This is a genomic window from Kitasatospora sp. NA04385 (genome assembly GCF_013364235.1).
Lineage (GTDB): Bacteria > Actinomycetota > Actinomycetes > Streptomycetales > Streptomycetaceae > Kitasatospora.
On record NZ_CP054919.1, the window covers coordinates 560,192 to 585,743 of the forward strand.

At 74.9% G+C, this 25,552-nt stretch carries 21 protein-coding genes and 1 pseudogene; 8 read left to right on the plus strand and 14 right to left on the minus strand.

The genetic code is table 11. The features are described from left to right. Window positions 1-120: 120 nt before the first annotated feature. From HUT16_RS02485 to HUT16_RS02495, 3 genes are all read right to left on the minus strand, one after another. Window positions 121-540 carry a VOC family protein gene (locus HUT16_RS02485; RefSeq protein ID WP_176185023.1) on the minus strand — a complete coding sequence of 140 codons (420 nt, stop codon included), beginning with the start codon at window positions 538-540 and terminating at the stop codon, window positions 121-123. Between the two features lie 200 nt (window positions 541-740). Further along, window positions 741-1,937 carry a low temperature requirement protein A gene (locus HUT16_RS02490; protein WP_176185025.1) on the minus strand — a complete coding sequence of 399 codons (1,197 nt, stop codon included), beginning with the start codon at window positions 1,935-1,937 and terminating at the stop codon, window positions 741-743. 89 nt (window positions 1,938-2,026) lie between these two features. Then, window positions 2,027-3,493, minus strand: coding sequence for a VWA domain-containing protein (locus HUT16_RS02495; protein ID WP_176185027.1), 1,467 nt, complete (start codon window positions 3,491-3,493; stop codon window positions 2,027-2,029). Between the two features lie 154 nt (window positions 3,494-3,647). Between HUT16_RS02495 and HUT16_RS02500 the strand changes: the two genes are divergently transcribed. Further along, a complete protein-coding gene (locus HUT16_RS02500; protein WP_176185029.1) occupies window positions 3,648-4,343 on the plus strand; it encodes a DedA family protein in 696 nt (231 codons plus the stop codon). 89 nt (window positions 4,344-4,432) lie between these two features. Next, entirely contained in the window at window positions 4,433-5,206 is a 774-nt protein-coding gene (locus tag HUT16_RS02505; RefSeq protein WP_176185031.1) for an HPF/RaiA family ribosome-associated protein, read from the plus strand. Between the two features lie 158 nt (window positions 5,207-5,364). On the opposite strand, the gene HUT16_RS02510 is transcribed toward HUT16_RS02505, so the two are convergent. The 7 genes from HUT16_RS02510 to HUT16_RS02540 all read right to left on the minus strand — a co-directional run bounded on the left by HUT16_RS02510 (window position 5,365) and on the right by HUT16_RS02540 (window position 15,343). Further along, on the minus strand, window positions 5,365-6,351 hold the full coding sequence (locus HUT16_RS02510) for an endonuclease/exonuclease/phosphatase family protein (protein ID WP_254897601.1): 987 nt from the start codon (window positions 6,349-6,351) through the stop codon (window positions 5,365-5,367). Between the two features lie 138 nt (window positions 6,352-6,489). After that, a complete protein-coding gene (locus HUT16_RS02515; RefSeq protein ID WP_176185033.1) occupies window positions 6,490-7,350 on the minus strand; it encodes a DMT family transporter in 861 nt (286 codons plus the stop codon). Window positions 7,351-7,509: 159 nt separating this feature from the next. Then, complete coding sequence (locus HUT16_RS02520; RefSeq protein WP_176185035.1) at window positions 7,510-8,742, minus strand: hypothetical protein; 1,233 nt, start codon at window positions 8,740-8,742, stop codon at window positions 7,510-7,512. Window positions 8,743-8,902: 160 nt separating this feature from the next. Then, window positions 8,903-10,792: a discoidin domain-containing protein gene (locus HUT16_RS02525; RefSeq protein WP_176185037.1), complete on the minus strand. Its 1,890-nt coding sequence runs from the start codon at window positions 10,790-10,792 to the stop codon at window positions 8,903-8,905. 443 nt (window positions 10,793-11,235) lie between these two features. Continuing rightward, a complete protein-coding gene (locus HUT16_RS02530; protein WP_176185039.1) occupies window positions 11,236-13,074 on the minus strand; it encodes a hypothetical protein in 1,839 nt (612 codons plus the stop codon). Between the two features lie 228 nt (window positions 13,075-13,302). Then, the gene (locus tag HUT16_RS02535; protein ID WP_176185041.1) at window positions 13,303-14,946 is read right to left on the minus strand and encodes an AMP-binding protein; all 1,644 of its coding nucleotides are present in this window, start codon (window positions 14,944-14,946) and stop codon (window positions 13,303-13,305) included. 94 nt (window positions 14,947-15,040) lie between these two features. After that, on the minus strand, window positions 15,041-15,343 hold the full coding sequence (locus tag HUT16_RS02540; RefSeq protein WP_176185043.1) for a hypothetical protein: 303 nt from the start codon (window positions 15,341-15,343) through the stop codon (window positions 15,041-15,043). A 309-nt stretch (window positions 15,344-15,652) separates the two neighbouring features. On the opposite strand from HUT16_RS02540, the gene HUT16_RS02545 reads away from it, so the two are divergent. The 5 genes from HUT16_RS02545 (at window position 15,653) to HUT16_RS02565 (ending at window position 20,964) form a co-directional block, all read left to right on the plus strand. Beyond that, window positions 15,653-16,498 (plus strand): 2,3-dihydro-2,3-dihydroxybenzoate dehydrogenase, encoded by an 846-nt coding sequence (locus HUT16_RS02545; RefSeq protein ID WP_176185045.1) that lies wholly within the window; start codon window positions 15,653-15,655, stop codon window positions 16,496-16,498. A gap of 138 nt (window positions 16,499-16,636) precedes the next feature. Then, the gene (locus tag HUT16_RS02550) at window positions 16,637-17,899 is read left to right on the plus strand and encodes an isochorismate synthase (RefSeq protein ID WP_176185047.1); all 1,263 of its coding nucleotides are present in this window, start codon (window positions 16,637-16,639) and stop codon (window positions 17,897-17,899) included. 244 nt (window positions 17,900-18,143) lie between these two features. Beyond that, the gene (locus HUT16_RS02555; protein ID WP_176185049.1) at window positions 18,144-19,751 is read left to right on the plus strand and encodes a (2,3-dihydroxybenzoyl)adenylate synthase; all 1,608 of its coding nucleotides are present in this window, start codon (window positions 18,144-18,146) and stop codon (window positions 19,749-19,751) included. A 26-nt stretch (window positions 19,752-19,777) separates the two neighbouring features. Continuing rightward, complete coding sequence (locus tag HUT16_RS02560; protein ID WP_176185051.1) at window positions 19,778-20,422, plus strand: isochorismatase family protein; 645 nt, start codon at window positions 19,778-19,780, stop codon at window positions 20,420-20,422. After that, window positions 20,419-20,964 (plus strand): GNAT family N-acetyltransferase, encoded by a 546-nt coding sequence (locus tag HUT16_RS02565; protein WP_254897602.1) that lies wholly within the window; start codon window positions 20,419-20,421, stop codon window positions 20,962-20,964. Before HUT16_RS02560 ends, HUT16_RS02565 begins: the two co-directional genes overlap by 4 nt. A 160-nt stretch (window positions 20,965-21,124) precedes the next feature. On the opposite strand, the pseudogene HUT16_RS39615 reads toward HUT16_RS02565, so the two are convergent. Continuing rightward, window positions 21,125-21,208 (minus strand): annotated as a pseudogene (locus tag HUT16_RS39615) (hypothetical protein); the annotation flags it as partial. Between the two features lie 230 nt (window positions 21,209-21,438). On the opposite strand from HUT16_RS39615, the gene HUT16_RS02570 reads away from it, so the two are divergent. Next, window positions 21,439-22,260 carry an alpha/beta hydrolase gene (locus tag HUT16_RS02570; RefSeq protein ID WP_176185053.1) on the plus strand — a complete coding sequence of 274 codons (822 nt, stop codon included), beginning with the start codon at window positions 21,439-21,441 and terminating at the stop codon, window positions 22,258-22,260. Window positions 22,261-22,497: 237 nt separating this feature from the next. Here HUT16_RS02570 and HUT16_RS02575 read toward each other — a convergent pair whose 3' ends face one another. The 3 genes from HUT16_RS02575 to HUT16_RS02585 are packed head-to-tail and all read right to left on the minus strand — an operon-like array spanning window position 22,498 to window position 25,474. Next, window positions 22,498-23,598 carry a FecCD family ABC transporter permease gene (locus HUT16_RS02575; RefSeq protein WP_368662664.1) on the minus strand — a complete coding sequence of 367 codons (1,101 nt, stop codon included), beginning with the start codon at window positions 23,596-23,598 and terminating at the stop codon, window positions 22,498-22,500. Next, window positions 23,595-24,644, minus strand: coding sequence for an iron ABC transporter permease (locus HUT16_RS02580; protein ID WP_176185055.1), 1,050 nt, complete (start codon window positions 24,642-24,644; stop codon window positions 23,595-23,597). Before HUT16_RS02580 ends, HUT16_RS02575 begins: the two co-directional genes overlap by 4 nt. Then, on the minus strand, window positions 24,641-25,474 hold the full coding sequence (locus HUT16_RS02585) for a siderophore-interacting protein (protein ID WP_217712013.1): 834 nt from the start codon (window positions 25,472-25,474) through the stop codon (window positions 24,641-24,643). The genes HUT16_RS02580 and HUT16_RS02585 overlap by 4 nt, the downstream gene beginning before the upstream one ends. Window positions 25,475-25,552 lie beyond the last annotated feature (78 nt).

The window sequence follows — 25,552 nt, forward strand, 5'->3', positions numbered from 1 at the left end:
TGGTGGCTTCCGGAAGGCCGGGACGAGCGGACCGCTGCCGAAGGGCCGGCCGGTGGTGGCGAGCCGGACCCAGCCGCGGTCCGGTCCTCGGAGGGCGACGACCCGGGCCGGGCCTTCCGGTCAGAGGACCAGGTCGTCGTGCTCGTCGAAGATCCAGCCGTCCTCGTACAGGACCTCGAAGAGGTGGCCGTCGGGGTCGGTGAAGTAGCCGCTGTGACCCCAGGCGTTGGGAGCGGCGGGGTGGGTGACGGTGGCGCCCAGTTCGGCGGCCCTGGACATGACCTCGTAGACCTCGTCGGCGCTGCGGGCGACGTAGGCGAGGGCGAAGCCGGAGAAGCCGCCCGGCTCGCGGTCGGGGAGGCCGGCGTCGGCGGCGAAGGCCGTCCGGGACTGGAACGCGACGGCGACGCCGCCCAGTTCGAAGAGCGCGAACTCGTCGGAGCCGGCCTTGGACCGCTGCCAGCCCAGCGCCTGGTAGAACGCGACGGAGGCGGCGACGTCGCGCACCCCGAGCAGGATCATGTTGAGGCGCTGTCGCATGTCTCTCTCCTGGAACTAGTGTTCGACACGACATTGTGTCACCCCCCGCACCACCTCCACCGAGCGAACGACAGGACTCCGCCACGGCGCCTCGTCGCGGTGTTCTCCCGGGCCGGCCCGCTTTTCCGTCGGATCACCCCGCCCCGGGCCCGAACCACCGGCCAGGGCAGGCGACAGTCACATGACCGGCCGGACAGCTCCTAGCCGGTCCGCCCCGACCGGTAGCCGCGGGCCCACAGCGTGGCCACCAGCAGCAGCGACACCACCGCCCCGGCGGCGAGCGACACCGGCAGCACCGCCGGCAGCAGCGCCAGCAGCACCGCCGGGACGGTGTGCGCCAGAAAGCCGCGGACCTGCTCGCGGCCCTCCAGCGTCGGCAGCACCGCCGCCAGCGTGACCGCGAAGTAGCAGGCCAGCGCGGCGCACAGCAGCCGCCGGGTGTCGTCGGGGAGCGGGCCGTGGGCGTGCTCGACCGCCCGGCCGAGCCCCGCCGCCAGCGCCGCCAGCGCGGCGGAGCCCGCCGCGTGACAGAGCATCACCCAGCGCGGCCGCCCGCCCGCGACCAGCTGCGGGAACGCGGCCGCACCGCGCCGCACGCTCAGCACCGACAGCGAGGCCAGCAGCGTCATCGCGGCCAGGCCGGTCCAGGCCAGCCGGGCGTCCCAGTGCTCCTGGTCGGACGCGGCCCGGATCACCTGGATGACGCCCTCGCCCAGCACGATCACCATGAACAGGCCCAGCCGCTCCCCCAGGTGCGCGGCGTCCACCCCCGCCTCGTGCAGCTCCGGCAGCGGCCGGTCCGCGCCCGGCCCGCCCCGGTGCCGGGCCCGGCGGCCCTCCCAGCGCGCCCGCACCCGCTCCCGGTCCTCCCGGGCCGCGAGCAGCAGCAGCGCGTCCACCAGCAGGCCGGCCGCCCACAGCCAGTACCGCCACTCCGACGGCGCGACGGTCGACACCAGCCACGGCACCGCCCCCGCCCCGTACTGCGCGATCGGCCAGTCCGGCACCACCAGCAGGCTGCGCCCCTGCCGCCACAGCTGTCCCGCGTACCAGCGCAGCAGCACGTACGCCAGCGCGAAGGCGTTCGCCCGGGCGTCGGCGTCCACGCCCTCGACGGCCGCCGCCATCACCGCCATTCCGGCCATCGCCACGAACAGGGCCAGCGAGCTGGTCCGCTCCGCGACCACGTCCCCGTACACGGTGAAGCACGCCCAGCTCAGCCAGAACGCCCCGAACAGCAGCACGTACAGCCCCAGCGCGCCCCAGCCCGGCCCCGCGTGCAGCAGGTGGGCCAGCTGCCCGACCCCCGCCACCGCGATCAGGTCGAAGAACAGCTCGTTCCACCCCGCGTGCCGCTCGACCGCGACCGCCGTGCTCCCGTCCTCCTCCGCGTCCACCACCCCATGATCGACACCCTGGCCGCCCGCACCGACCCGGCGCGCCGGGCGCGGTGTGCGCGGTGTGCGCGGTGTGCGCGGTGTGCGTCTCAGCGCAGGATGCCCGCCCGGCGGGCGGCCGCCACCCAGCGCGGGAACTCGGACAGCAGGCGGTCGTACAGCTCCGGGTCCGGGAGGGTGCTGATGTCGTCGACCGCGAAGAACCCGACGTTGTCGACCCGGCGGCCGGGCAGGGCGTCGAAGCGTTCCAGCACGCCGTAGTCGCCGTGGCCGAGGCCGACGAACTGCCAGAAGACCGGCTCCTCGACGGCGGCCCGCAGCTCGCGCTCGATCTCGGTGTTGCGGTAGACCCCGCCGTCGGAGAAGAACAGCACCAGCGTCGGGGCCTGCGCCGGGTTGCCGCGCACGTAGTCGCGGACCTGGGCGATCACCTTCTGCTCCTCGTTCTGGATGCCGACGGCCCTCATGTCGACCCGCCCGTCGGGCAGCGGCGGGCGGATCTTGCGGCGACCGAACAGTGACATCTCACCGACCCGGACGTGCAGGCGCAGCCACTCCGGGAGGTCGGCCAGGCGCAGGTCGGGCAGCCGCGCGGGCTGGGAGGCGAAGGTCCACGCCTGCATGGCGCCGTCGTCGTCGAGCTGGGCGGCGACGGCGGCCATCCGCTCGACCACGTCGGCGACCACGCCCCGGTGGTAGAGGGCGCTCATCGAGCCGGAGGCGTCCAGCACCAGGACCACCCGGGCGATGAGCCGCTGGGCGCCGTGCTTGCGCAGGCTGACGGCGACCTGCTGCTTGCGCAGGCTCAGCCGCTTGCGCATCTCGACCGGCAGCGCCCGCTCCTCCGCCGACTCCACCACCGCCACCCCGAACGGCTCGGCCCCGGGCAGCACCGGCTCCGGCGTCACCTGACCGGGCGTCACCGGCTCGGACGTCACCGGCTCCGGCGTCATCGTTTCGGGCAGCACGGGCTCGGGCAGCACGGGCTCGGGGAGCACCTGACCGGACGTCACCGGCTCCGGCTCCGGCGTCACCGGCTCCGGCGTCATGGCCTCGGGCGTCACCGGCTCGGGCTCCCGGAGGGTGAACCCGTGGGCGAAGGCGAGGCCCGCCAGGCCGTCCGTCCAGCCCTGGCCGACGGCGCGGAACTTCCAGCGGCCCGCGCGCAGGTACAGCTCGCCGCAGACCAGCGCGCGTTCCGCGCCCGCCGCCGGGTCGAAGCGGGCCAGCCCGGCCCCGGTACGGGCGTCCGAGAGCAGCAGCGACAGGCCGGGGACGGCGCCGATGCCGCCCCCGTCGGTGACGGCCAGCAGCAGCACCCGCTGGACGCCGGGCGGCAGCGCGGCCGGGTCGACGTCGGCGCCGTCCGGCCGGAGCACGACGCCGGGGGCGCGTTCCGTTCCGCGGAGCAGCCGCGGGCCGCCGTCCGCGCCGAGCAGCAGCACGGCGGCGCCCACCCCGGGGACGCCCGGCCCGGCCCGCCAGGAGAGGTCGGCCCGGACGGCGGCGGCGTCGATCGGCAGGTTGGCGCCCTTGGCGAGTGGAGTCGCTGTCACTCCTCCAGTCTGCCCACTCGGTCCACCCGCTCAGTCCGCCGACCCGGTCCACCCGCCCGGTCCACCCGCCCGATCCGCCGACTGCGGCCGCGCCGAGCCCCGTCCGGCCCGGGCCCGCGCGTTACGGTGGTCCGGAGGGGATCGAGGTGCTCGGGTGAAGTCGGTGACCGACTGGCTGGGCGGCCTGTCCGGGCCGGTGGTGTACGCGGTGGTGGCGGCCCTGGTGTTCGCCGAGGACGCGCTGTTCTTCGGCTTCGTGCTGCCCGGCGAGACCGCGGCGGTGCTCGGCGGCGTGCTGGCCCACCAGGGCAGCGTCTCGCTGGGCTGGATGCTGGTGACGGTGGTGGGCGCGGCGGTGCTGGGCGACTCGGTCGGCTACGAGGTGGGCCGGCGGCTGGGCCCGCGGGTGCTGGAGACCAGGTCGATGCGCCGCCACGCGGAACGGATCGGCCGCGCCCAGGAGTTGATCCGCCGCCGGGGCCCGGCGGCGGTCCTGCTGGGCCGGTTCGTGGCGTTCTTCCGCGCCCTGATGCCCGCCCTGGCGGGCGTCTCGAAGATGCCCTACCGCCGGTTCCTGCTGTTCAACGCGCTCGGCGGCCTGCTCTGGGGCGTCGGCTGCGTGCTGCTCGGCTACTTCGCGGGCGCGGCCTACTCGAAGGTGGAGGGCACCGTCGGCCGCTCGGTGGCCGTGGCCGCGGCCGTCCTGGTGGTGGCGGCCCTGCTGGTCCACCACTTCCGCGGCCGCCGCAGGGAGCGCCGCGAGGAGCGGGAGCACGAGGGCCGGCCGGGCTCCGCACGGCGGGAGTCCGGCCGGGAGCGGGAGTCCGGCCCGGAGGGCGGGGACGACTGACCCACCGGACGGGGACCGTTCGGCCCTCGGCCCGCCCGCCCGGCCCGGAGCAGAGTGGGGGCATCGGGACGTCGGGAAGAGGAGATCTGATGAGCAGTCTGCAGACCCGTCCCAGGGCCGAGGTGCTGGTGGAGACCCGGGGCGCGGTGACGGCGGGTGCGCCGCAGTACGCGCGGGAGAAGGTGGCGGCCGTGCTGGAGCGGCTGGAGGGACCGGTGCTCGCGGTGCGGGTGCGGCTGGTGCAGGAGGCCAACCGCTCGGTGGCGCGGCCCTCGCTGGCGCAGGTCGTGGTGGACCTGAACGGCCGTCCGGTGCGGGCGCACGTCGCGGCGGAGACCATGCGCGAGGCGGTCGACCTGTTGCAGGACCGGCTCGCCTCCCGGCTGGCCCGGCTGCGCCACCACCGGCAGCACGCGCGCGAGCCGTTGGGCCGCCCGGTCGGCGGCGGCGGCGAGCATCGTCCGGAGCGCCGGGTGCGCCCGCCGGAGGAGCGGCAGGTGGTGCGGCACAAGAGCTACGGGCTGGCGCGCTGCACGCCGCTCGCGGCGGTGCGCGAACTGGAGGCGATGGACTACGACTTTCACCTGTTCACGGACGCGGGCAGCGGCCGGGAGAGCGTGGTGTACCGGGGCACGGCGGGCGGCTACCGGCTGGCGTCGGCCGGTGCGCCCCCGGCCCCGGTGCCGGGCCTGGTGGCCAGCAGGCTGGGCGTGCCGGTGCTGACGCCGGCCCAGGCCCGGGGACGGCTGGACCTGAGCGGCCTGCCGTTCGTCTTCTTCACCGACGCCGCGACCGGGCGCGGCCACGTCCTGTACCACCGCTACGACGGGCACTACGGGCTGATCACGCCCGCCGCCGGGTAGCGGACCGCCTCCCGGCGGCCGTGGGGGTCCGTCCGGGAGCAGGGCAGGAGGGGCCGGGGACGGTGTGGGGCCGTCCCCGGCTCCCCCGCGTCGCGGCGGGGACGCCCGCACCCGTCGGTCGTCGGGCCGTCCAACCGTCCAACCAACCGCTCAGACGGTCAGCCGGTGACGGCGAGTTCGGCGACCACGGCGCGGTGGTCGCTGCGCGGCAGGGCGTGCTCGGAGACGTCGAGGGCGGTCAGCGCGGAGCCGTGCAGGACGTGGTCGATCTGGATCACTGGCGGGACGCCCCGGAAGTCCGGGTGGTTCTCGGGCCAGGTCGGGAAGAGGCCGGCGCCGAGCTCCTCGTGGGTGTCGGTCAGTCCGGTGTCGATCAGGTCGCGCATCGGCTTGTGGTCGAGCGTGGCGTTGAAGTCGCCCAGCAGGACGGCGTCCCGGGTGCGTCCGGGTGCGGCGGCGGCCAGCTGGTGCAGGCCCTCGGCCCAGCGGCGGGCGTCGCCGAGCGGGTAGTAGGTGTGCACGGCGACCAGTTGCACCGGGTGGCCGCCGAGGTCGACGGTCACGTTGGTGGTCGGCCAGGCCGGGTCGGCGGCGGACCTGACGGGCAGTCGGGTGTAGATCGCGGTGTCGGTGCCGTCCGGGCGCTCGCGGTGCGGGAGCAGGGTGCGGATGCCGGCCGCGTCCAGCGCGTCGGCGGCGGAGTCGCTCTGCTCCTCGACGGCCAGCACGTCGATCCGCTGCTCGCGCACCAGCTCGACCAGGGCCGCGGGCGAGACCTGGCCCATGAAGTTGTTGCTGGTGGCCACCCGCAGCCGGGGCGCACCGGCCGGGGCGTCTCCCCCGTCCGGCAGGAACCGGGGCACCAGCCACCACAGTTGCAGCACCACCAGCACCGCCGCGACGCCGGTCAGCCACTTCGCGCGCAGCAGCGCGACGACGGGCAGCAGCACGACGGCGAGCAGCGCCGCGTACGGCAGCCCGGCCATCGGCAGCGCCCACACCGTGCCGTCGTCCCACCCGAATAGCCGCACCACGACGAGCACGGCCGGGCCCGCCAGCAGCACCCCGCAGGCGGCCTTCGCCGCGGTGCGCCACCGACGCCGTCCGCCCGCGGGCGAGGTGTCCTCCGCTGTACCGTCCGTCACGGCGTCCCTCCCAGAACGTCGGGCGACGGCCATGATCACCCGGCCGTCGCCGTGGAGGACGACCCCCCGCCCGACGCGGTTCCGCCCGCCCGGGTATCGGCGCCAAGTGCGGTTGCGCCCACCCAGCGCGGTTGCGCGTCAGTGCGCGGTGTCGCGGATGTTCGGGACGGCCCGGACCAGGGTGATCACGCCGCCGACCACCAGGGCGACGGCGAGCAGCTCGGGGACCAGCAGCCAGCCGGTGCGGACCGTCTCGTCGAACAGCACCACGCCGAGCAGCAGGCTGACGGCCGCGTCGCCGATGGTCAGCGCGGGCTGGGAGGCGACCAGCGGGCCCGCCTGGAGGGCGTTCTCCAGCAGCAGGACGGCGGCGATGCCGGTGAGCGCGAAGGCGTACGTCTGCCAGCTGGTCAGGAAGGCGGGCAGGCCGTGGTCGGAGAAGGTGCCGGTGGCGGACTTCAGCAGCGCGGCGGTCAGCGCGTTGCCGACGGCGGCGGCCGTCCCGAGCGCCCCGGCCCGGAACACCGGCCCGCGGTGGCGGTTGCGGGTGGCCACGACGCACAGCCTCATCACGCCCAGGCAGCCGGCCAGGACGGGCAGCCAGCGGCTCATCGGCGCCTGGTCCTCGGCGCCGGAGGGGGCGGCGCAACCGAGGAACAGCGCCAGGCCGCCGACCACCGCCGCGACGCCCGCCCAGCCCGCGGCGGGCATCCGGCGGTGCAGCAGCGGCGCGGCGATCAGCAGCGCGAACGGCAGTTCCAGCACGAACACCGGCTGCACCAGGGCGAGCGGCCCGAAGGCGAGCGCGAGCGCCTGGAACAGCGCCGCTCCCACCACCCCGGCGATCCCCGCCACCCACGCCGGGTCACGGGCCAGTACGAGCAGGAACCGCAGCCCCCCGCCCCGGTCGACCCGGGCCGCCGCCTTCCGCTGGAAGGCCGTCCCGGCGGCGTTGGAGGCGGCCCCGAACACGGCGAACACCACAGCGAGCACATCCACCCGCCATCGGTTCCCCCGCCCCGGCCCCCGAACCCCCGCTTCCCCCGATCGGCCGAGGCGGCCGGAGGGGTCCGGAAGGCGGCCGGAGCGGGCCCGGGCGCGCGGCCGGCCCGCCGCGGACGGGTGTCCGGGGCGGGCCGGCCGGGTGCGGGCGGGGTGTTACCGCTGGCCGCTCCAGGCCGAGCGGGGCTGGGCCTTGGCGGTGCGCAGGGTGGCCGGGTCGATGTCGACGTCCGCGTAGAAGACGCCGAGGTTGTAGCCGTCGCCCTCGGTGTTGACGATGACGCTGAGGTCGGTGTCGCCGTTGCGCAGGTACGGGGAGATGTTCCAGCGGTTGGCGTCGTAGCCGAAGGAGTTGGGGTAGGCGGGGTTGCGCGGGAAGCGCTGGGCCGGGTCGGCGTTGTCGAGGTTGGAGGTGAAGGCGTCGTTCGCGGGGTGCAGGGCGTCGCTGAAGCGGGTGAGCGGGCCGTTGGTGGACTTCATGTCCATCGTGTCGCCGGTCCACTTGTGGTCGCCGTCGTAGACGACCCAGCCGAGGTGGCCGGTGACGGGGCCGCTGGCGGGGGTCTTGATGCCGCTCAGGGTGCCGGTGAGGGCGGGGCTGTTGGGCAGCTCGGGCTGGAAGCCGTCCCAGACGTGCAGGTGGCGCAGCGGCTCGCACTCACGCTCGTAGGCGACGACGACCGTCCAGCCGCCCCAGCTGTGCGCCTTGACGACGGAGTCCATGTCGGCGGCCTCGTAGGTGCCGGAGCCGTGGTTGCGGACCTGCTCGGTGATGTCGGCGGAGGCCTGGTAGCTGCTCTCCTCGTCGGTGGTGATGTAGCCGATGGAGGGCTGCTGGTTGGCGATGTTGGTGTACTGGGCGTCGCCGGGGAACTTGAAGTAGATCTCGTCGATCTGGCTCTCGGGCAGCACGGTGTCGCCGATGCCGCGGGTGCCGCCCCAGTAGAGGCGGGCGAACTTGACGGTGGCGCCCTCGGGGATCTGCAGGTCGGCGGAGCTGGAGGAGTAGATGGGGTCGCCGAGCGGGCCGATGTGGCCGGGGCCGTCGATGTTGATGTACTTCATCTGGAAGTTGTTGTTGATCGGGCGCGGCCCGTCGCCGTTGCGGGCCTGCACGCAGGGGGCCTGGGCCGGGTCGACCGGCGGCTGGGTCTCGTCGCAGGTCATCAGGGTGTTGCTGATGTGGGTGATGCCGCCGTGGAAGTCGCCCTCGAAGCGGGTGGTGAAGGGCAGCCGGTTCTCGGTGATGGTGGTCGCGGCGGTCACCCGGTGGTGGGACGGGGCGTTCGCGCTGTCGGTGGAGTACGCGGCGGGGACGGCCAGTGCGCTGGCCGCGACGAACGCGGCGCTGACGGCCAGGGTACGGCGGGTGGGGCGGGGACGGGACAAGACGTGAACTCCTCTGACGGATGGTGATGTGCCCTGGTGGTCGGGCACGTCAACCTGACCATCCGTCAGGTCTTAGATCGGTGTATTGGGCCGAACGACGGCATTCCCGAGCGTTCCCTGAATATTTCCTGAGAATTCCGTCGTCCGGCCCGACCGGGCGTCAGGCCCGCTGTTCGATTCGGACCCAGTCCACGGCGAGGGTGGCCGCGCCGGCGGCGATCTGGTCGACGGTGGACTGCGGCAGGCCCCAGAACGGGGTGGTGACCTTGTTCCAGCCTGCGGGGTAGGCGCCGCCGAGGGCGAAGTTGAGGATCACGTACTGGTTGTGGTCGAACACCCAGGCGCCGCGGGTGGCGAGCGTCTTCTGCCGGGGCACTTCCAGGGTCTGGGTGCCGTCGACGCTGAAGCGCATGGCGGTGGGCGTCCACTCGACGGCGTACACGTGCCAGCCGGTGACGTCCTGCCCGGCCGGGAAGTGCTGGAGCGCGCCGATGTTGCCGTCGGCGGAGTAGCCGGGGCCGTGCAGGGCGCTGCTGGTCCAGTCGGCGTAGCCGATGTTCTCCATGATGTCGGTCTCGCCGCAGTTGGGCCAGGAGACGTCCGGGTCGTCGACGCTGGAGCCGAGCAGCCAGAACGCGGGCCACAGGCCGAGCCCGGCGGGCATCTTGATCCGGGCGCTGACCCGGCCGTAGGTGAAGTTGACGGCGGTGCTGGTGTCGATCCGGGCGGAGGTGAACTTGTAGGTGCCGCCGCCGGGGGCGTTGTAGCCGCCGGGCAGGTAGCGGGGGGTGATGAGCAGCTGGCTGCCGGAGACCTTGAGCGTGCTGGCGTCGTCGACGTACGCCTGCGACTCGCCGTTGACCGAGCCCATGGTGGAGCCGGTGACGACGACCCGCCACTTGCCGCGGTCGAGGTTGGTGCCCGCGAAGTCGTCGAAGAAGACGGTGCGGTAGGCGCCGGTGCTCTCCACCGGCGGGGCCGGGTACTCGGCGGCGGCGCTGCCGCCGGTGCCCCAGACCTGGAACTCGTAGAGCGAGTAACCGAATTGGGCGGTGTACGGGGCCGGGTTGTAGAAGCGGCGGCGGCGCAGGCCGAGCATCCGGACGTAGCGGCCGGTGGCGGGGGCGGCCAGGGTGATGGCGTCGTGCAGGCCCGCCGAGCTGCCGGGGGTGCCGATGTTCGCGTCCCGGGCGGCGACCTGGGCGGCGGTGGGCTGGTGGACGGTGCGCCAGTTCTGGTTGTCGTCGGAGACCTGGATCTGGTAGTCGACCGCGTAGGCGGACTCCCAGTGCAGGTCGACGGCGGTGATCCGGGCGGTGGCGCCGAGGTCGACGGCGACCCACCGGTGGTCGTTCCAGTCGCTGGCCCAGCGGGTCGCGTCGCCGGTGAGCCCGGCGGGGACGCCACCGTCGAAGGCGTGCAGCGGGGTGTGCCCGGCGTCCTGGTAGTAGTTGCTGTACCCGGGGTGGTTGAGCGCCAGGTTGGCGGTGCCGGTCGCGGCGGGGGCGGGGGCGCCGCCGTAGACCTGGAAGGCGTACAGCGAGTAGCCCCACGGGGTGGCGCGCTGCAGGCCGCGCATCCGGACGTAGCGGCCGAGCGCGGGCTGCTGGTGGGTGTGGATGGTGGCGGTGCCGCCGGTGCCGGCGTTCTCGGTGTAGACGGACTGCCAGGCGGCGCCGTCCCGGGAGACCTCGACGGTGTACTTGAGGCCGTAGGCGGCCTCCCAGACCAGCACGACCTGGGTGACCCGGATGACGCTGCCGAGGTCGATGCGGATCCAGGCGTCGTCGGCGAAGTTGCTGGAGAACCGGGAGCCGGTGTTGTTGTCGAAGGCCGCGCCGGGGCCGTACGGGCCGCCCTCGCTGCCGGAGGCGGTGGCGGCGGCGGGGTCGGCGGCGTACGCGGCGGCCGCCCAGTCGGCGTCCCAGGCGAGGCCGCTGGGGGCGGCGGCGGCCTGGGCGGTGCCGGCGGGGCCGGCCAGGGTGAGACCTGCGCTGCCGGCCGTGAGGGCGGCCAGGAGCAGGGCGTTGCGACGGCTGAGCTCGGTCATGGGGGACTCCGCTGCGGGTGGGGGTGGGGGTGACTTCTCGCACGGGCCCCGGAGTTGGGTTCGGGGGCCGGTACGTGGTGCGGCCCGCCGCGTCTCGGGCCGGAGGTACGCGGCGGGCCGGGCTTTGGTGACGAGTCACGAATGACGCGGCACGGGTGACGAGTCACGGATGACGCGGCACGGGTGACGAGTCACGGATGACGCGACACAGGTGGCGAGTCACGGATGACACGACATGAGTGGCCCGTCATGGATGACGGATCACGAGTGACACGCCATGAATGACGCGACACAGGTGATAGGTCATGGATGACGCAACACGAGTGACGGGTCACGGATGACGAATCACGGGTGGCAGGTCATGAATGACGGATCACGAGTGACGCGTCATGAGTGGCACGTCATGAATGGCGCGTCATGCGTGACGGATCACGGGTAACGGATCACGGGTAGGAGACGACGTTGCTGGGGCCGCCGAAGGTGGGGTCGACGGTGCGGCCAGTGCCGTTGATCACCGAGTCGATGCCGCCGGAGCCGTTGAGGAAGACGGTCAGCAGGTCGTGGAGCTTGACCCCGGGGGTGACGGGCGCCTGGAAGGCCATCGAGTTGCGGATGTCGACGCCCTGGTTGAAGTAGGAGTAGCTGCCCATGCCCCAGCCCTCGAAGGTCTTCACCTTCGGGCCGACGGCGAACGCCGGGTAGCCCTTCTGCTTCTTGTTGGCCATCCACGCGGCCTGGTTGGGCACGTCGTAGGGGTTCTCGTTCTGGAAGAACACCACCTGGCCGTGCTCGCCGTTCCACTCGACCTCGGTCTTCTGGAAGTGCTCGACGGCGAGGCCGGTGGCGGTGACCCGGTCGCCGTTGACGACCAGGCCGGTGTCGCTGCGGGCGCTGGTCCAGGTGCCGCCGCCGGTGCCGTGGTCGGCGCGCCAGATCCAGGCGTCGTCGATCAGGGTGTCGTCGCTGTTGACCTCCAGCGCGGTGTCGGCCGCGCCGTTCAGCGCGCCGCCGACCCGGAAGAACACGTCGGACAGCGCGATCGGGTTGTTCCGGTGCGAGTCGTTGCTCCCCCGGTCGCCGACCTTCATCAGCACCTTCGACTTCTTCTCCCCGGCGTCGATGATCAGGCCGGAGACGTTGACGCCGTCCACGTCGTCGACCTTGATCGCGGCGTTGCCCTTGGTCGGGACGAGGGTGGCGAAGCCGAGGCCGACCACCTGGGTGCCGGGGCGGGTGACCTTGATCTCGTCGGGCAGCTGGTAGACGCCGGGGGTGAGCAGCAGGTGGCGGCCGGCCTTGAGGGCGGCGTTGATCTGCTTGACGTCGGCGCCGGGGCGGACCACGTAGAAGTCGTCCAGCGGGATCGAGCGGCCCGGGGTGGAGCCGTCCTCCCAGCTGGTGCCGCGGGAGTTGCGCTGGGCGGCGGGTACGAAGACCCGGTACTTGCCCTTGTCGTCCAGGTACAGGTAGGGGGCCTCCCGGGTGACCGGGCAGGTGTCGAGCGTGGTGTACGGGGCGGCGCCCTGCTCGGTGGAGAAGGACTGCGCGGGGGCGCCCTCGGTGCCGCAGAAGACCTGGTTCCAGACGCCGTTGCTCCAGCCGTCCAGGTTGCTGTTGCGGGTGAAGAACTGCTGCTGGGAGCCGTTGACGACGGTGGCGCCGGTGAACTTGGAGTCGGCGATGAAGCCGCCGCTGGCCCAGGAGGGCGAGCCGGTGCAGTAGTCCATCAGCGTCACGTTGCCGTTCATCTGGACCCGGCGCAGCGGCGCGGCCTGGGAGACCGCCCAGAAGTCGGTGTTGCCGTAACAGCCGCTCTGGCCCGCGACGTTGACCGTCAGGTTGCTCAGCGAGCGCCAGAAGTTGGTGGTGGCGTAGCACTGCGACTGGTCGCCGCCGACGCACTGGTTGTACACGTTGACGGAGCCGTTGACCACCACGTCGCCGGGGTTCTTGCCGAGGCCGGCGACGCTCTCGTAGAAGCCGACCGGGAAGACCAGCGGGTCGGCGGCGGTGCCGTAGGTGCCGGGCTTGAAGAGGATCGCGTAGCGCTGCGGGCCGAACTCGTTGCCGGCCTGGGCCTGGGCGAGCGCGTTCAGGCGGTCCTGGATCTGGGCCTTGGGCATGCTCGGGTCGAGGACGATCACGTTCTCGCCGAGGCTGCCGCCGCCGGGCGGCACGGGGGCCGCGGCGGCCTGGGTGGTGGGGGCGACGAGGGCCGCGACGAGGGCGGTGGCGGCGGCTGCCGCGAGGCCGTAGCGGCGGGACCGGGGAGCTCGGTTCATGGGGGTGCACACCCGTCTGGTGGGATCCGGGGGACGGCAGCCGGGGGGCGTGCTGACCACTCGTCAGCCGCGGGCCCCGACCGCTTACTTCACGCCGAGATTTAACGTATGAGAAAAGTGGGCGTCAAGACCCGTGACAGCTTCCGTGCCGGGCGGTGCGCGCGGAGGCCGGACCCCTGGCGGAATCCGGCCTCCGTGAACCCCCTGGTCAGGGCGGGTCGACGCGCGTCAGCGAGCGGCGCCGTCCGCCCCGGCCAGGAGGGCCGCCGCCAGCTCGCGCATCTCGACCTTGCGGACCTTGCCGGTGACCGTCATCGGGAACTCCTCGACCACGTGCACGTAGCGCGGGATCTTGAAGTGCGCCAGCCGGCCGGTGCAGAACTCCCGCACCGCCTCCGCCGTCAGCGGCCGGGCGCCCTCGCGCATCCGGACCCAGGCCATCAGCTCCTCGCCGTACTTGGCGTCGGGCACCCCGATCACCTGGACGTCGAGCACGTCGGGGTGGGTGTACAGGAACTCCTCGATCTCGCGCGGGTACACGTTCTCGCCGCCGCGGATCACCATGTCCTTGATCCGGCCGGTGATCGACAGGTAGCCGTCCCCGTCCATCACCGCCAGGTCGCCGGTGTGCATCCAGCGGGCGGCGTCGACCACCTCGGCGGTCCTCTCCGGCTCGCCCCAGTAGCCGAGCATCACCGAGTAGCCGCGGGTGCACAGTTCGCCGGGCTCGCCGCGCGGCAGGGTGCGGCCGGTGTCCGGGTCGACCACCTTGACCTCCAGGTGCGGCCCGACCCGGCCGACGGTGGAGACCCGGCGCTCCACCGAGTCGTCCACCCGGGTCTGGGTGGACACCGGGGAGGTCTCCGTCATGCCGTAGCAGATCGACACCTCCGCCATGCCCATCCGCTCCATCACGCCCTTCATCACCTCGGTCGGGCACGGGGCGCCCGCCATGATGCCGGTGCGCAGGCTGGACAGGTCGTACCCGTCGAAACCCGGGTCGGCCAGCTCGGCGATGAACATGGTCGGCACCCCGTACAGCGAGGTGCAGCGCTCGGCGGCCACCGCGGCCAGCGTGGCGGCGGCGTCGAACGCCGGGGCCGGGATCACCGTGCAGGCGCCGTGCGAGGTGGCCGCGAGGTTGCCCATCACCATGCCGAAGCAGTGGTAGAACGGCACCGGGATGCAGACCCGGTCCTGCTCGGTGTAGCCGCACAGCTCGCCCACGAAGTAGCCGTTGTTCAGGATGTTGTGGTGCGAGAGGGTGGCGCCCTTGGGGAAGCCGGTGGTGCCCGAGGTGTACTGGATGTTGATCGGGTCGTCGGCGCTCAACTCCCGGGCCGTCGACTCCAGTTCCGCCCGGTCGCCGGCCCGGCCGACGGCCAGCAGCTCCGGCCAGTCGGGGCCGTCCAGCAGCACCGTGTCGGTCAGTTCGGGGCAGCGCGGGCGCACCTCGGCGATCATCGCCGCGTAGTCGGAGGTCCGGAACCGCTCGGCGGCCACCAGCAGCCGCACGCCCGCCTGGCCGAGCACGTACTCCAACTCGTGCGCCCGGTACGCCGGGTTGATCGTCACCAGGATCGCGCCGAGCCGGGCGGTGGCGTACTGGGTGAGCGTCCACTCGGCCCGGTTGGGCGCCCAGATGCCGACCCGGTCGCCCTTGCCGATGCCCCGCGCGCGCAGCCCGAGCGCCACCGCGTCCACGTCGGCGGCGAACTCGGCGTACGTCCAGCGCCGTCCGGTGGCGCACTCGACCAGCGCCTCCCGGTCGGGGAAGGCGCGCACCGCCCGGTCGAGGTCGGCACCGATGGTGTCGCCGAGCAGCGGCGTGCCGGACGGGCCGGAGGAGTAGCTGAGCGGGTCACGGGACAAGGGGGCCTCCTGGGAGCGGACGGTACCGGCGAGTACCCATGCTGCGCAGTCCGGGCCGCCCCGGCCAACCCCCCTTCCGGACCTTTCGGTCGAGTCAGTCGAGCAGGGTGCGGTCCTTGATCACGTCCAGGTTGCGGAAGGTCGGCGGGCCGTCGCACAGCTCGGCGGCCCGGGCCGCGAACTCGGCGGTCTCGGGGCGTTGCGAGTTCTCCATCGCCTCCTCGTACGAGGGGAACTCCACGATGTTCAGGTAGGTGTCGGCGCCGTCGCGGTCCCTGGTCTGCAGGGCCCGCACGGCGAGGCGGTTGCCCTCGTTCCTGGCGGCCCACTCGTCCAGCAGTTCGTCGAACTCGTCGATCCGCCCGGTCCGGTACTCGATGATCTGGATGAACCTCACCGGTGGCCTCCTCGACTCACGCGGGCGGGCGGGTGGCCCACCCGCTGGGTCCAGCGTCCCCCGCGGGGCGGACGGGGCGCAATGCGGGACGGCGGGGGCGGACGGGCGGCGCAGGCGGGTGCGGACGGGCGGCGCGGGCGGGGGCGGGCCAGGTGTCGGGCGGGGTGCCGGACCGGGTGTCGGGCGGGGTGCCGATGACAGGGGGTCAGGGTGGTCGTGGGGCACCCCTCGAAGGATGATTAGGCTAACCTAACCTAAGCAGGTCGGGGTCCTCCGGCCCGCCGCATCCGCACACCCGGGAGCACCCCCATGCCGTTCACCACCCGCATACCCGCACCCGCCGCCACCGGCGTCGCCGACCCCGGGGCCGGCGACGGCTTCGAGGGCCGGATCGCCCTGGTCACCGGCGCGGCGCAGGGCATCGGCGCGGCCGTGGCCGCCCTGCTCGCCGCGCGCGGCGCCCGGGTGGTCGGCTGCGACCTGCGCGGCGGCGCGGACGTCACCGGAGGCGGCTCCGGCGACGCCGTCCGGGATTCCGTCCGGGATTCCGTCCGGGAGCTGGACGTCACCGACGGCGCGGCCGTCGAGGCTCTGGTGGAGCGCGTCGAGCGCGAACTCGGCCCGGTGGACGTGCTGGTGAACGTCGCCGGGGTGCTGCACGTCGCGCCCGCGCTGGAGCTGACGGACGCCGACTGGCAGCACTCCTTCGACGTCAACACCACCGGCGTGTTCCACACCTGCCGCGCCGTCGGGCGCCGGATGGCCGAGCGCGGCCGGGGCGCCATCGTCACCGTCGGCTCCAACGCGGCCGGCGTCCCGCGCACCGGGATGGCCGCGTACGCCGCGTCCAAGGCCGCCACCACCATGTACATGCGCTGTCTGGGCCTGGAGCTCGCCGCCGCCGGGGTGCGCTGCAACCTGGTCTCCCCCGGCTCCACCGACACCGCGATGCAGCGCTCGCTGTGGACCGACCCGGACGCCGAACGCCGCGTCCTGGAGGGCGACCCGGCCAGCTACCGGGTCGGCATCCCGCTCGGCCGGATCGCCGACCCCGTCGACGTCGCCGAGGCGGTCGCCTTCCTGGCCGGCGACCGCGCCCGGCACATCACCATGCACGACCTGTACGTCGACGGCGGCGCGACACTGCGCGCCTGACCGGCCCACCGCACCACCACACCACGCCCGGGCGGGCTCCCGATCCCCGCCACGGGCCGCTTCGCCACGCCCCCGAGCCCCTCCCCTCCCGCCCTCGCAGTGCCGGCGCGCCCCGCGCCGGCGGAACGGAGCAGCAGCATGACCACGGCCTCCGCACTTCGACCGCCCGCCGACGCCCCCGGCGCCACCGCCACCGCCGACGGCGGCGCCGGTCTGTTGGCGGCGTACCGGCCCGGCCCGGACCGGGCCCTGCTGGCCACGCCGACCCGCACCCTGCTCGCCGAGGGCGTGCACCGCACGGTCGACGACCCGGCGGCGGTCGGACGGCTGCTCGCCGAAGCCGCCGCGGGCACGGGCACGGGCACGGCAGCGGGAGCGGGGCGGGGAACCGGAGCCGGAGCCGGGGACCGCGCGGGCGGGGGGCCGGTGGTGGTCGGGGCGATCCCGTTCGACCCGACCGCGCCCGCCCGGCTGTTCGTCCCCGAGCGGGTCCGCCGGGCCGGTCCGGTGCCGCCGCCGTCCGGTGTGCCGCTGCCCATCGACCGTACGGGGGAAGGGCGTTGGCGCAGCCGACCGGTGCCGGAGCCGGACGGGTACCGGGCCGCGGTCGCGGAGGCGGTGCGACGGCTGGCGGGCGACTCCCCGCTGGAGAAGGTGGTGCTGGCCCGCACCCTGGAGCTGACCGCGCCCGGCGGGAGCGACCTGGCGGCGATGGCGGCCCGGCTGGTGCACCGCGACCCGCAGGGCTACACCTTCGCGGTGCCGGCCGGCGGCTCGGCCACCCTGATCGGCGCCAGCCCGGAGCTGCTGGTGTCGCGGCGCGGCACCCGGGTGGTGTCCAACCCGCTGGCCGGCTCGGCCGCCCGCAGCGCCGACCCGGTGGAGGACCGGCTGCGCGCCGAGGCCCTGCTGGAGTCCGCGAAGGACCTGGCCGAGCACGCCTTCGTGGTCGACGCCGTCCGGGCCGCGCTGGCCCCGTTCTGCGCCGAGCTGGCCGTCCCGGAGCGGCCGACCCTGCTGCGCACCGCCGCGATGTGGCACCTGTCCTCCACCGTCACCGGCGTGCTGCGCGAACCCTCCACCAGCGCACTGGAGTTGGCACTCGCCCTGCACCCGACCCCGGCCGTCTGCGGCACCCCGACCGCGCAGGCCCGGGCGGCGATCGGCGAGTTGGAGCCCTTCGACCGGGGCCTGTACACCGGCGTGGTCGGCTGGGGCGACGCCTCCGGCGACGGCGAGTGGGTGGTGACGCTGCGCTGCGCCGAGGCGGACGGCGACCTGCTGCGCCTGTTCGCGGGTGCGGGCGTGGTCGCCGCCTCCGACCCGGACCTCGAACTCGCCGAGACCGCCGCCAAGTTCCGCACCTTCCTGCACGCGGTGGGCCTGGCGGACGCCCGGTGAGCCCGGGCCCGGTGCACCCGCGCCCGGCCGACCCGGCCCAGACCCCGGCCGCGCTCCCGGCCGCGCTCTGGGCCCCGGATTCGGAAGCCGTAGTGACCCGCCGGTGGAACGGGCTGCTGCTGGACGCGGGGCTGCGGCAGCATGACAGCGCTACCGCCGTCACGACCACCACCGCCGTCACGACCACCACCGCCACCACGGAATCCCCTTCCCCCCAGCCGAGTTGCCCGCCGGAGGACGCCCGATGAACCTGTACCCGCCCGAGGCCGCCGCCCGTCACCGTGCCGCCGGGTACTGGACCGGCGAGCTGCTGGACGCGATGATCCGGCGGCACGCGGCCGCCTCGCCGGACCGGATCGCGGTCACCGACCGGGAGCGCCGGTGGAGTTACGCGGAGCTGGACGCCCGGGCCGACCGGCTGGCGGCCGGGCTGGCGGCGCGCGGGCTGCGCCGGGGCGACCGGGTGGTGCTGCAACTGCCCAACGTGGCCGAGTTCTTCGAGGTGTTCTTCGGCTTGCTGCGGGCCGGGGTGGTGCCGGTGATGGCGCTGCCCGCGCACCGGCGGGCCGAGGTCTCGTACTTCTGCGAGTTCGCCGAGGCCCGGGCGCTGTTCGTGCCGGACCGCCACGAGGGCTTCGACCACCGCGAGTTGGCCGCCGAGGTGCGGGCCGCCGTGCCGCAGCCGCTGGAGGTGTTCGTGGTCGGCGAGCCCGGACCGTTCACACCGCTGGCCGAACTGCGGGCCCCCGAGGGCGCGTTGCCGCCCGAGCCGCCCGGCTCCGGAGACCTGGCGTTCCTCCAGCTGTCCGGCGGCTCGACCGGCCTGCCCAAGCTGATCCCGCGCTGCCACGACGACTACCTGTACAGCGTCCGGGCGTCCGCCGAGATCTGCGGGCTCACCGCCGACTCGGTGTACCTGTGCGCGCTGCCGGCCGCGCACAACTTCCCGCTGTCCTCCCCCGGCACGCTGGGCACGTTCTTCGCGGGCGGCCGGGTGGTGCTGGCGCCCGACCCGAGCCCGGCCACCGCGCTGGGGCTGATCGCCCGCGAGCGGGTCACCCTGACCGGGGTGGTGCCGCCGCTGGCGCTGGCCTGGGCGAGCGCCGCCGAGGCCGCGGCGGCCGGGGGCGACGGGCCGGACCTGTCCAGCCTGGAGCTGTTGCAGGTCGGCGGGGCCAAGCTGAGCGAGGAAGCGGCCCGGCGGCTCGGCCCGGCGCTCGGGTGCCGGTTGCAGCAGGTGTTCGGCATGGCGGAGGGCCTGGTCAACTACACCCGCCCGGAGGACGACGAGCACACCGTGCTCACCACCCAGGGCCGGCCGATCTCCCCGGACGACGAGGTCCGGGTGGTCGACGACGAGGACCGCGACCTGCCCGACGGCACCCCCGGCCACCTGCTCACCCGCGGCCCGTACACCATCCGCGGCTACTGGCGGGCGCCCGAGCACAACGCCCGCTCGTTCACCGCGGACGGCTTCTACCGCACCGGCGACATCGTCCGGCGCACCGCCACCGGGCACCTGGTGGTGGAGGGCCGGGCGAAGGACCAGATCAACCGGGGCGGTGAGAAGGTGGCCGCCGAGGAGGTGGAGAACGTGCTGCTGGCCCATCCGGCGGTGCACGACGTGTCGGTGGTGGCGGTGCCGGACGAGTTCCTGGGCGAGCGCTCCTGCGCGTACGTGATCCTCCGCCCGGGCGCGGACCGGCCCCGGCCGGTCGAGCTGAAGTCCTTCGTGCGGGCCGCCGGGCTGGCCGGGTTCAAGGTCCCGGACCGGGTGGAGTTCGTCGAGTCGTTCCCGTCCACCGGCATCGGCAAGGTCAGCAAGAAGGACCTGCGCGCCACCTCGCACTGATCGTCCGTCAGAAAGGCACTCCCCCCATGGCCATTCCCGCCGTCCCCGGCTACGAGCTGCCCGTCGGCCTGCCGCCGCGCCGCGTCCCGTGGCAGGTCGACCCGGCCCGGGCCGCCGTCCTGGTGCACGACCTGCAGCACTACTTCCTGGCCGCCTTCCCGTCCGCCGGGCCGCCGCTGGAACCGGTGCTGGCCAACACCGCGCGGATCCTGGCGGCCGCCCGGACGGCCGGGGTGCCGGTGTTCTACTCGCACCAGCGCGGCGGCCAGAGCCCCGAACAGCGGGGCCTGCAACTGGACTTCTGGGGCCCCGGGCTGCCCGCCGACGAGCACGCCCAGGGGATGCCCGCCGCCGTCGCGCCCGAGCCCGGGGACCGGCTGGTGCTGAAGTGGAAGTACAGCGCGTTCGTCCGCACCGACCTCGCCGAGCAGTTGGCCGCCCTCGGCCGCGACCAACTGGTGATCGTCGGCGTGTACGCCCACATCGGGGTGCAGATGACGGCCGCCGACGCCTGGCAGCGCGACTTGCAGGCGTTCGTGGTCGCCGACGCGGTCGCCGACTTCTCCGCCGAGCAGCACCGCGAGGCGCTGCGCTGGACGGCCGGGAAGTGCGCCGTCGTGCTGGACACCGCGCAGGTGCTGGAGCGGCTGCCCGGGGACGACGCCGCGTGACGCCCGCCGCCCCCACCGCCGAGCCGGTCGCGCGGCCGGTCGCCGTGCGCACCGACTTCCGCGACGCCCGTGCGCTGTACGAGCTGTCGCTGCCGTTCCTGCGCTCGGGGGCGCTGCGCGCCCGCACCCCGGCGGACTACCGGCGGGCCGCGGACACCTTCCTGGTGGTCCGCAGCGCGCCCGGCGGACCGGACGGCGGGCTGGACCGCGGGCTGGACGGGCAGCCCGGCGGCGCGCTGGACGCCTGCGTGGCGCTGCGCGTGCTGGCGCCCGAGCCCGGGCACCCGCCGACCGGCGTGCTGCACAACCTGTGCGTGCGGTCCGGGCGACAGGGCCTGGGCCTGGGCGGCCTGCTGGTGGCCGCCGTACTGGCGCACGCCCGCCGCAGCGCGCTGTCCGCCGTGGTCACCGCCACCACCGGCGACGGCGCGCTGTTCCTCCGCCACGGCTTCGCCGAGGTCCCGGCCGCGGCCGCACCGCCGTCCTGGGCCGCCGAGTTGGACCCGTCCCGCGGCTCCCGGGTCTTCCGCCGCCTGCTGTGAGCGGCACCCGCGAGCGGCCGGTCCGGAGAGCCCGGCGGAGCGCGCTACGGCCACGGCGGGTGCCGGGGCCGGGCCGGGTGCCAGGGCCGGGGCGGTAGGTGAGGTCGCGGGCGGGCCGGGTGCCGGTGGCCGGGAAGCGGTCGGCGGCGGTGACCGCGCAGGACGGCGCGGACGGGCCGTAGGCACCAGGCTTTCCGCCCTCGACGGCGACCATCACGGGCCGCCGACCGAGGGCGGCGCACATGCCGAGGGCATCGGCGTACGGGGTGGCGGGCCGCGGGTGGTCCGCAGCAGCAGGACGTCAGCGGGCCCCGGTCGGCGATCCGGACGGCCGGTTCGGTGGGGTCGGGCCAGAACGCGCGGGGCCGGATGTCGGTGCCCGTCCCGGCGGGCGCGGCCGCGGCTCGCCGTTCGGTTGGCGAGACGGTGCGCCGGGCGGGAATGAACGGCGGGCCGCGGGTGCTCGGGGCCGGTATGGATCTCTCACTGCCCCCGGTCGCCGCCGTCCCCGCCGCGCACGGCGGCCTCGTCCGACACGGCGTCAGCTACGCGCTGCACACCGGCTTCCGCCCGCTGCTGCTGGACCTGCACGTGCCGGCCGGACCGGGGCCGTTCCCGGTGGTGGTGTGGCTGCACGGCGGCGCGTTCCGGGCGGGCGACCGGCGCTACCTGCCGGACACCCTGCGGCCCGACTCGGTGTTCGAGGCGCTGGTGGCGGCGGGCGTCGCGGTCGCGACGGTCGACTACCGGCTCTCCGGCGAGGCCGTCTTCCCGGCCCAACTCGACGACGTGACGGCCGCGTTGCGCTACCTGCGGGCGTACGCCGGGGAGCTGGGCCTGGACGCCGACCGGCTCGGCGTGTGGGGCGAGTCCGCGGGCGCGACGCTGGGCGCGCTCGCGGCGCTGACCACCGACGCGGTCTCGGCCGCCGTCTGCTGGTACCCGCCCACCGACCTGGCCGCCCTCGGCCACGGCGGGCCGGACTCGCCGATCCACCAGCTGCTGGGCGGCGCCCCGGCCGAGCTGCCCGGTCCGGCCGCGCTGGCCAGCCCGGTCCGGCAGGTGACGCCGGCCGCGCCGCCGTTCCTGCTGGTGCACGGCGTGCAGGACGAGCAGGTGCCGTTCGCCCAGTCCGAGGCGCTGCACGAGCGGCTGCTCGCGGCGGGCGCCCGCTCCGTCCTGAGGCCGGTCGAGGGCGCCCGGCACTGCTTCGCCGGGTACCCGGACGTCCCGGCCCTGGTCGCCGACGCGGTGGCGTTCCTGGCCGCCGAACTCGCCCCGCGCCCCGCGGCCTGAGCCACACCCGGCACCCCGCCGCCGGGCGGGCCCGGCCGCCGACCCGGCGGTGGTCGTCCACGACCCGGCGGTGGTCGTCCACGACGCGGACCGGGGCCGGCTCCTGCTGCGTCCGCCGCCCGGCGGCACCCTGGTGCGCGCCGCTCCGGAACGGCTCTGGCGCCGCCCCGCCCGACCTCCGTACCGGCCCGTGCGCCGTACGGGCCCGGCGGGGCGGCGTCCAGGCCGGTGCGATGCTCAGGCCGTACGGCGCCACTGGGCGGCGATCAGCCAGACCAGGTAGCCGCCGCCGACCACGCCGGTGAGGATGCCGACCGGCAACTGGGTGGGGGCGAGCAGGCGTTGGGCGGCCAGGTCGGAGAGGGCCAGCAGCAGGGCGCCGAGCAGCGCGGAGCCGAGCAGGTTGGGGCCGGTGGCGCGGGTGAGCCGACGGACGGCCTGCGGGGCGATCAGGGCGACGAACGGGACGGGCCCGGCGGCGGCCGTCGCGGCGGCGGTGAGCGCCACGCCGGTGAGCACCAGCCGCAGTTGGACGGACTCGGTGCGCACGCCGAGCGCGGCGGCCGTGTCGTCGCCGAGTTCCAGCAGCTGTAGCGGGCGGCCGAGCAGCAGCGCGGCGGGCAGCAGCACCAGCAGGGCCAGCGCCATCGGCGTGCAGTGCTCCCAGCCGCGGGCGTTGAGGCTGCCGGTGAGCCAGACGGCGGCGCTCTGCGCGTCGCTGAACGAGGCCCGGGCGATCAGGTAGGCGTTGAGCGAGGAGAGCAGCGAGGAGAGGCCGATGCCGACCAGGACCAGCCGGTAGCCCTGGGTGCCGCCGCGCCGGGCCAGCAAGTAGACCAGCAGCGAGGTGAGCAGTCCGCCGACCACCGCGCCGCCCGCGACGGCGGCCGCGGTGCCGCCGATCAGCAGGATGACGGTGAGCGCGCCGGTGGCCGAGCCGACGGTGAAGCCGATGACGTCCGGGCTGCCGAGCGGGTTGCGGGCCAGGGTCTGGAACAGCGCCCCGGCGAGGCCGAGCGCCGCGCCGACCAGGAGGGCGGTGAGCAGTCTGGGCAGCCGCACCTCCATGACGATGTACCGGTCGGCGCGCCGTCCGCCGCCGCCGAGGATGTCGAGCACGTCCCGGACGGGCAGCGGGTAGTCGCCGGCGGTGAGGGTCCAGGCGGCGGTGCCGAGCAGGGCGAGCAGCAGCAGGCCGGTGACCAGGGCGGCGCGCGGGTGCCAGCGCAGCGAGCGGCCGCCGGGCAGCGGCAGGGCCCGGATCGGGAGCCTGACCCGGGCGGGGGCGAGGTCGGCCTTCACGGTGTTCGCGGCGTTCACGGCCTTCACGGTGTTCACAGTCGGGCGATCCTCCGGCCGCGCACCAGCGCGATGAAGAGCGGGGCGCCGAGGAAGGCGGTGACCACGCCGACCTGGAGTTCGGCGGGGCGCAGCAGCAGCCGGCCGAGGATGTCGGAGGCGAGCAGCAGGACGGGGGCGAGCGCGGCGGAGAGCAGCATGATCCAGCGCTGGTCGGGGCCGCACAGGTGGCGGGCGAGGTGCGGGACGGCGAGGCCGACGAAGGCGATCGGGCCGACGGCGGCGGTGGCGGCCCCGCACAGCAGGGTGATGGCGAGCAGGCTGAAGGCGCGGGTGCGGCCGGGGTGGGCGCCGAGGGCGTGGCCGGTGTCGTCGCCGAGGGCGAGCGCGTTGAGCGGGCGGCCGAGCAGCAGCGCGAGCACGCCGCCGACCAGCAGGAACGGCAGGACCTGGCCGAAGGCGGCGGAGTCGACGCCCGCGAAGGTGCCGATCTGCCAGTAGCGGAAGCGGTTGAGGGTCTGCGGGTCGAGCAGGATCAGGCCGTTGACGAAGGCGGTGAGCACGGCGGTGACGGCGGTGCCGGCCAGCGCGAGCCGGGCGGGGGTGGCGGCGCCGCGCCCGCCGCCGCCGAGGACCTGCACGACGAAGGCGGCGACGGCGGCGCCGAGCAGCGCGAACCAGACGAAGGCGTGGAAGGTCCGCAGGTCGAACAGGGCGGTGCCGGCGGCGACGGCGGCCGCGGCGCCGCCGTTGATGCCGAGCAGGCCGGGGTCGGCGAGCGGGTTGCGGGTGAGGGCCTGCATCATCGCGCCGGAGATGCCGAGCGCGGCGCCGACGGCGATGCCGAGCAGGGTGCGCGGGATGCGCGAGTGGTGCACCGCGATCCAGTCCTCGCCGGTCGGGTCGCGGTGCAGGAGCACGTGCAGGACCTGGCCGGGGGGGATGGCGCGGGCGCCGACGCCGAGCGAGAGGACGGCGAGGACCGCGAGCAGGGCGAGGGCACCGAACAGCCAGGCGGTGCGGCGGGCGGCGGTGGCGGGGCGGCGGCGGGGTGCGGCGGCCCGGGCCGGGGCGTGCGTGCTCATGAGTGCGGGGTGTGCTCGTCCTCGTGGTGGTCGTGGTTGGCGGTGCCGCGCTTCCAGTAGCCGTCCACGTCGACCTGGTCGCGGGTCAGGCCGCGTTCGGTGCGCAGGTGGCGGCGGATCGGGCGGAGCGTGTGGGCTTCGCCGGCGATCCAGGCGAAGCCCATGCCGGGGGGCAGTTCGGCGGCCCGGACGGCGCGTTCGAGGTGGTCGGTGGTGCCGGGGGCGGCGCTGCCGCGGTGCAGCCAGACGACGGTGGCGTCGGCGGCGGTGGGCAGGTGCTGCTCGTGCTCGGGGCCGGCGACCTCGGCGAAGGCGAGCACCCGGACGCCGGCGGGCAGCATCTCCAGCCAGCGGGCGAGCGCGGGCAGGGCGGTCTCGTCGGCGCCGAGCAGGTACCAGTCGTGGACGAAGTCGATCTCCTCGGAGCCGCGCGGCCCGAACACGCCGAGCTTCATGCCGGGTTCGGCGGCGGCCGCCCAGCCGGAGCCGACGCCGCCGTCGTGCAGGACCATGTCGATGTCCAGTTCGCGGGCCTCGCGCCGGTAGTGGCGGATCGTGTAGTCCCGGGTGATCGGCTCGACCGGGGCGTCCATCCAGGTGTCGTCGCGGACCACGGGCTCGACCGGGAGGTCCTGGCCGGGCTCGGCGAAGCAGAGCTTCACGTGGTCGGTGGGGGCCTGCTCGCAGAAGCCCTCCAGGGCGTCCCCGGCGAAGGTGACCCTGACCGTGCCGGGGGTGATCCGCTGGACCCGCTTGACGTCCAGCAGGCGGTACTTGAGCGGGTGCCGGACGATCCGCATGCGCGGCGGTGCGGCCTGGGTGGTGGTCATCGGTCAGCCCATTCGATCGGTGGTGGCCGGGACGAGCGGCGCGGTGCGGCCGTCCCGGGTGTTCCCGGGGCGGCCGCA

Excerpts from the sequence above, each read along its gene's own strand:
- HUT16_RS02485 (WP_176185023.1), bottom strand. The coding sequence starts at position 540 with ATGCGACAGCGCCTCAACATGATCCTGCTCGGGGTGCGCGACGTCGCC.
- HUT16_RS02505 (WP_176185031.1), top strand. The coding sequence starts at position 4,433 with ATGAGCAGTCTGCAGACCCGTCCCAGGGCCGAGGTGCTGGTGGAGACC.
- HUT16_RS02525 (WP_176185037.1), bottom strand. The coding sequence starts at position 10,792 with ATGACCGAGCTCAGCCGTCGCAACGCCCTGCTCCTGGCCGCCCTCACG.
- HUT16_RS02530 (WP_176185039.1), bottom strand. The coding sequence starts at position 13,074 with ATGAACCGAGCTCCCCGGTCCCGCCGCTACGGCCTCGCGGCAGCCGCC.
- HUT16_RS02545 (WP_176185045.1), top strand. The coding sequence starts at position 15,653 with ATGCCGTTCACCACCCGCATACCCGCACCCGCCGCCACCGGCGTCGCC.
- HUT16_RS02550 (WP_176185047.1), top strand. The coding sequence starts at position 16,637 with ATGACCACGGCCTCCGCACTTCGACCGCCCGCCGACGCCCCCGGCGCC.
- HUT16_RS02555 (WP_176185049.1), top strand. The coding sequence starts at position 18,144 with ATGAACCTGTACCCGCCCGAGGCCGCCGCCCGTCACCGTGCCGCCGGG.
- HUT16_RS02560 (WP_176185051.1), top strand. The coding sequence starts at position 19,778 with ATGGCCATTCCCGCCGTCCCCGGCTACGAGCTGCCCGTCGGCCTGCCG.
- HUT16_RS02570 (WP_176185053.1), top strand. The coding sequence starts at position 21,439 with ATGGATCTCTCACTGCCCCCGGTCGCCGCCGTCCCCGCCGCGCACGGC.
- HUT16_RS02580 (WP_176185055.1), bottom strand. The coding sequence starts at position 24,644 with ATGAGCACGCACGCCCCGGCCCGGGCCGCCGCACCCCGCCGCCGCCCC.
- HUT16_RS02585 (WP_217712013.1), bottom strand. The coding sequence starts at position 25,474 with ATGACCACCACCCAGGCCGCACCGCCGCGCATGCGGATCGTCCGGCAC.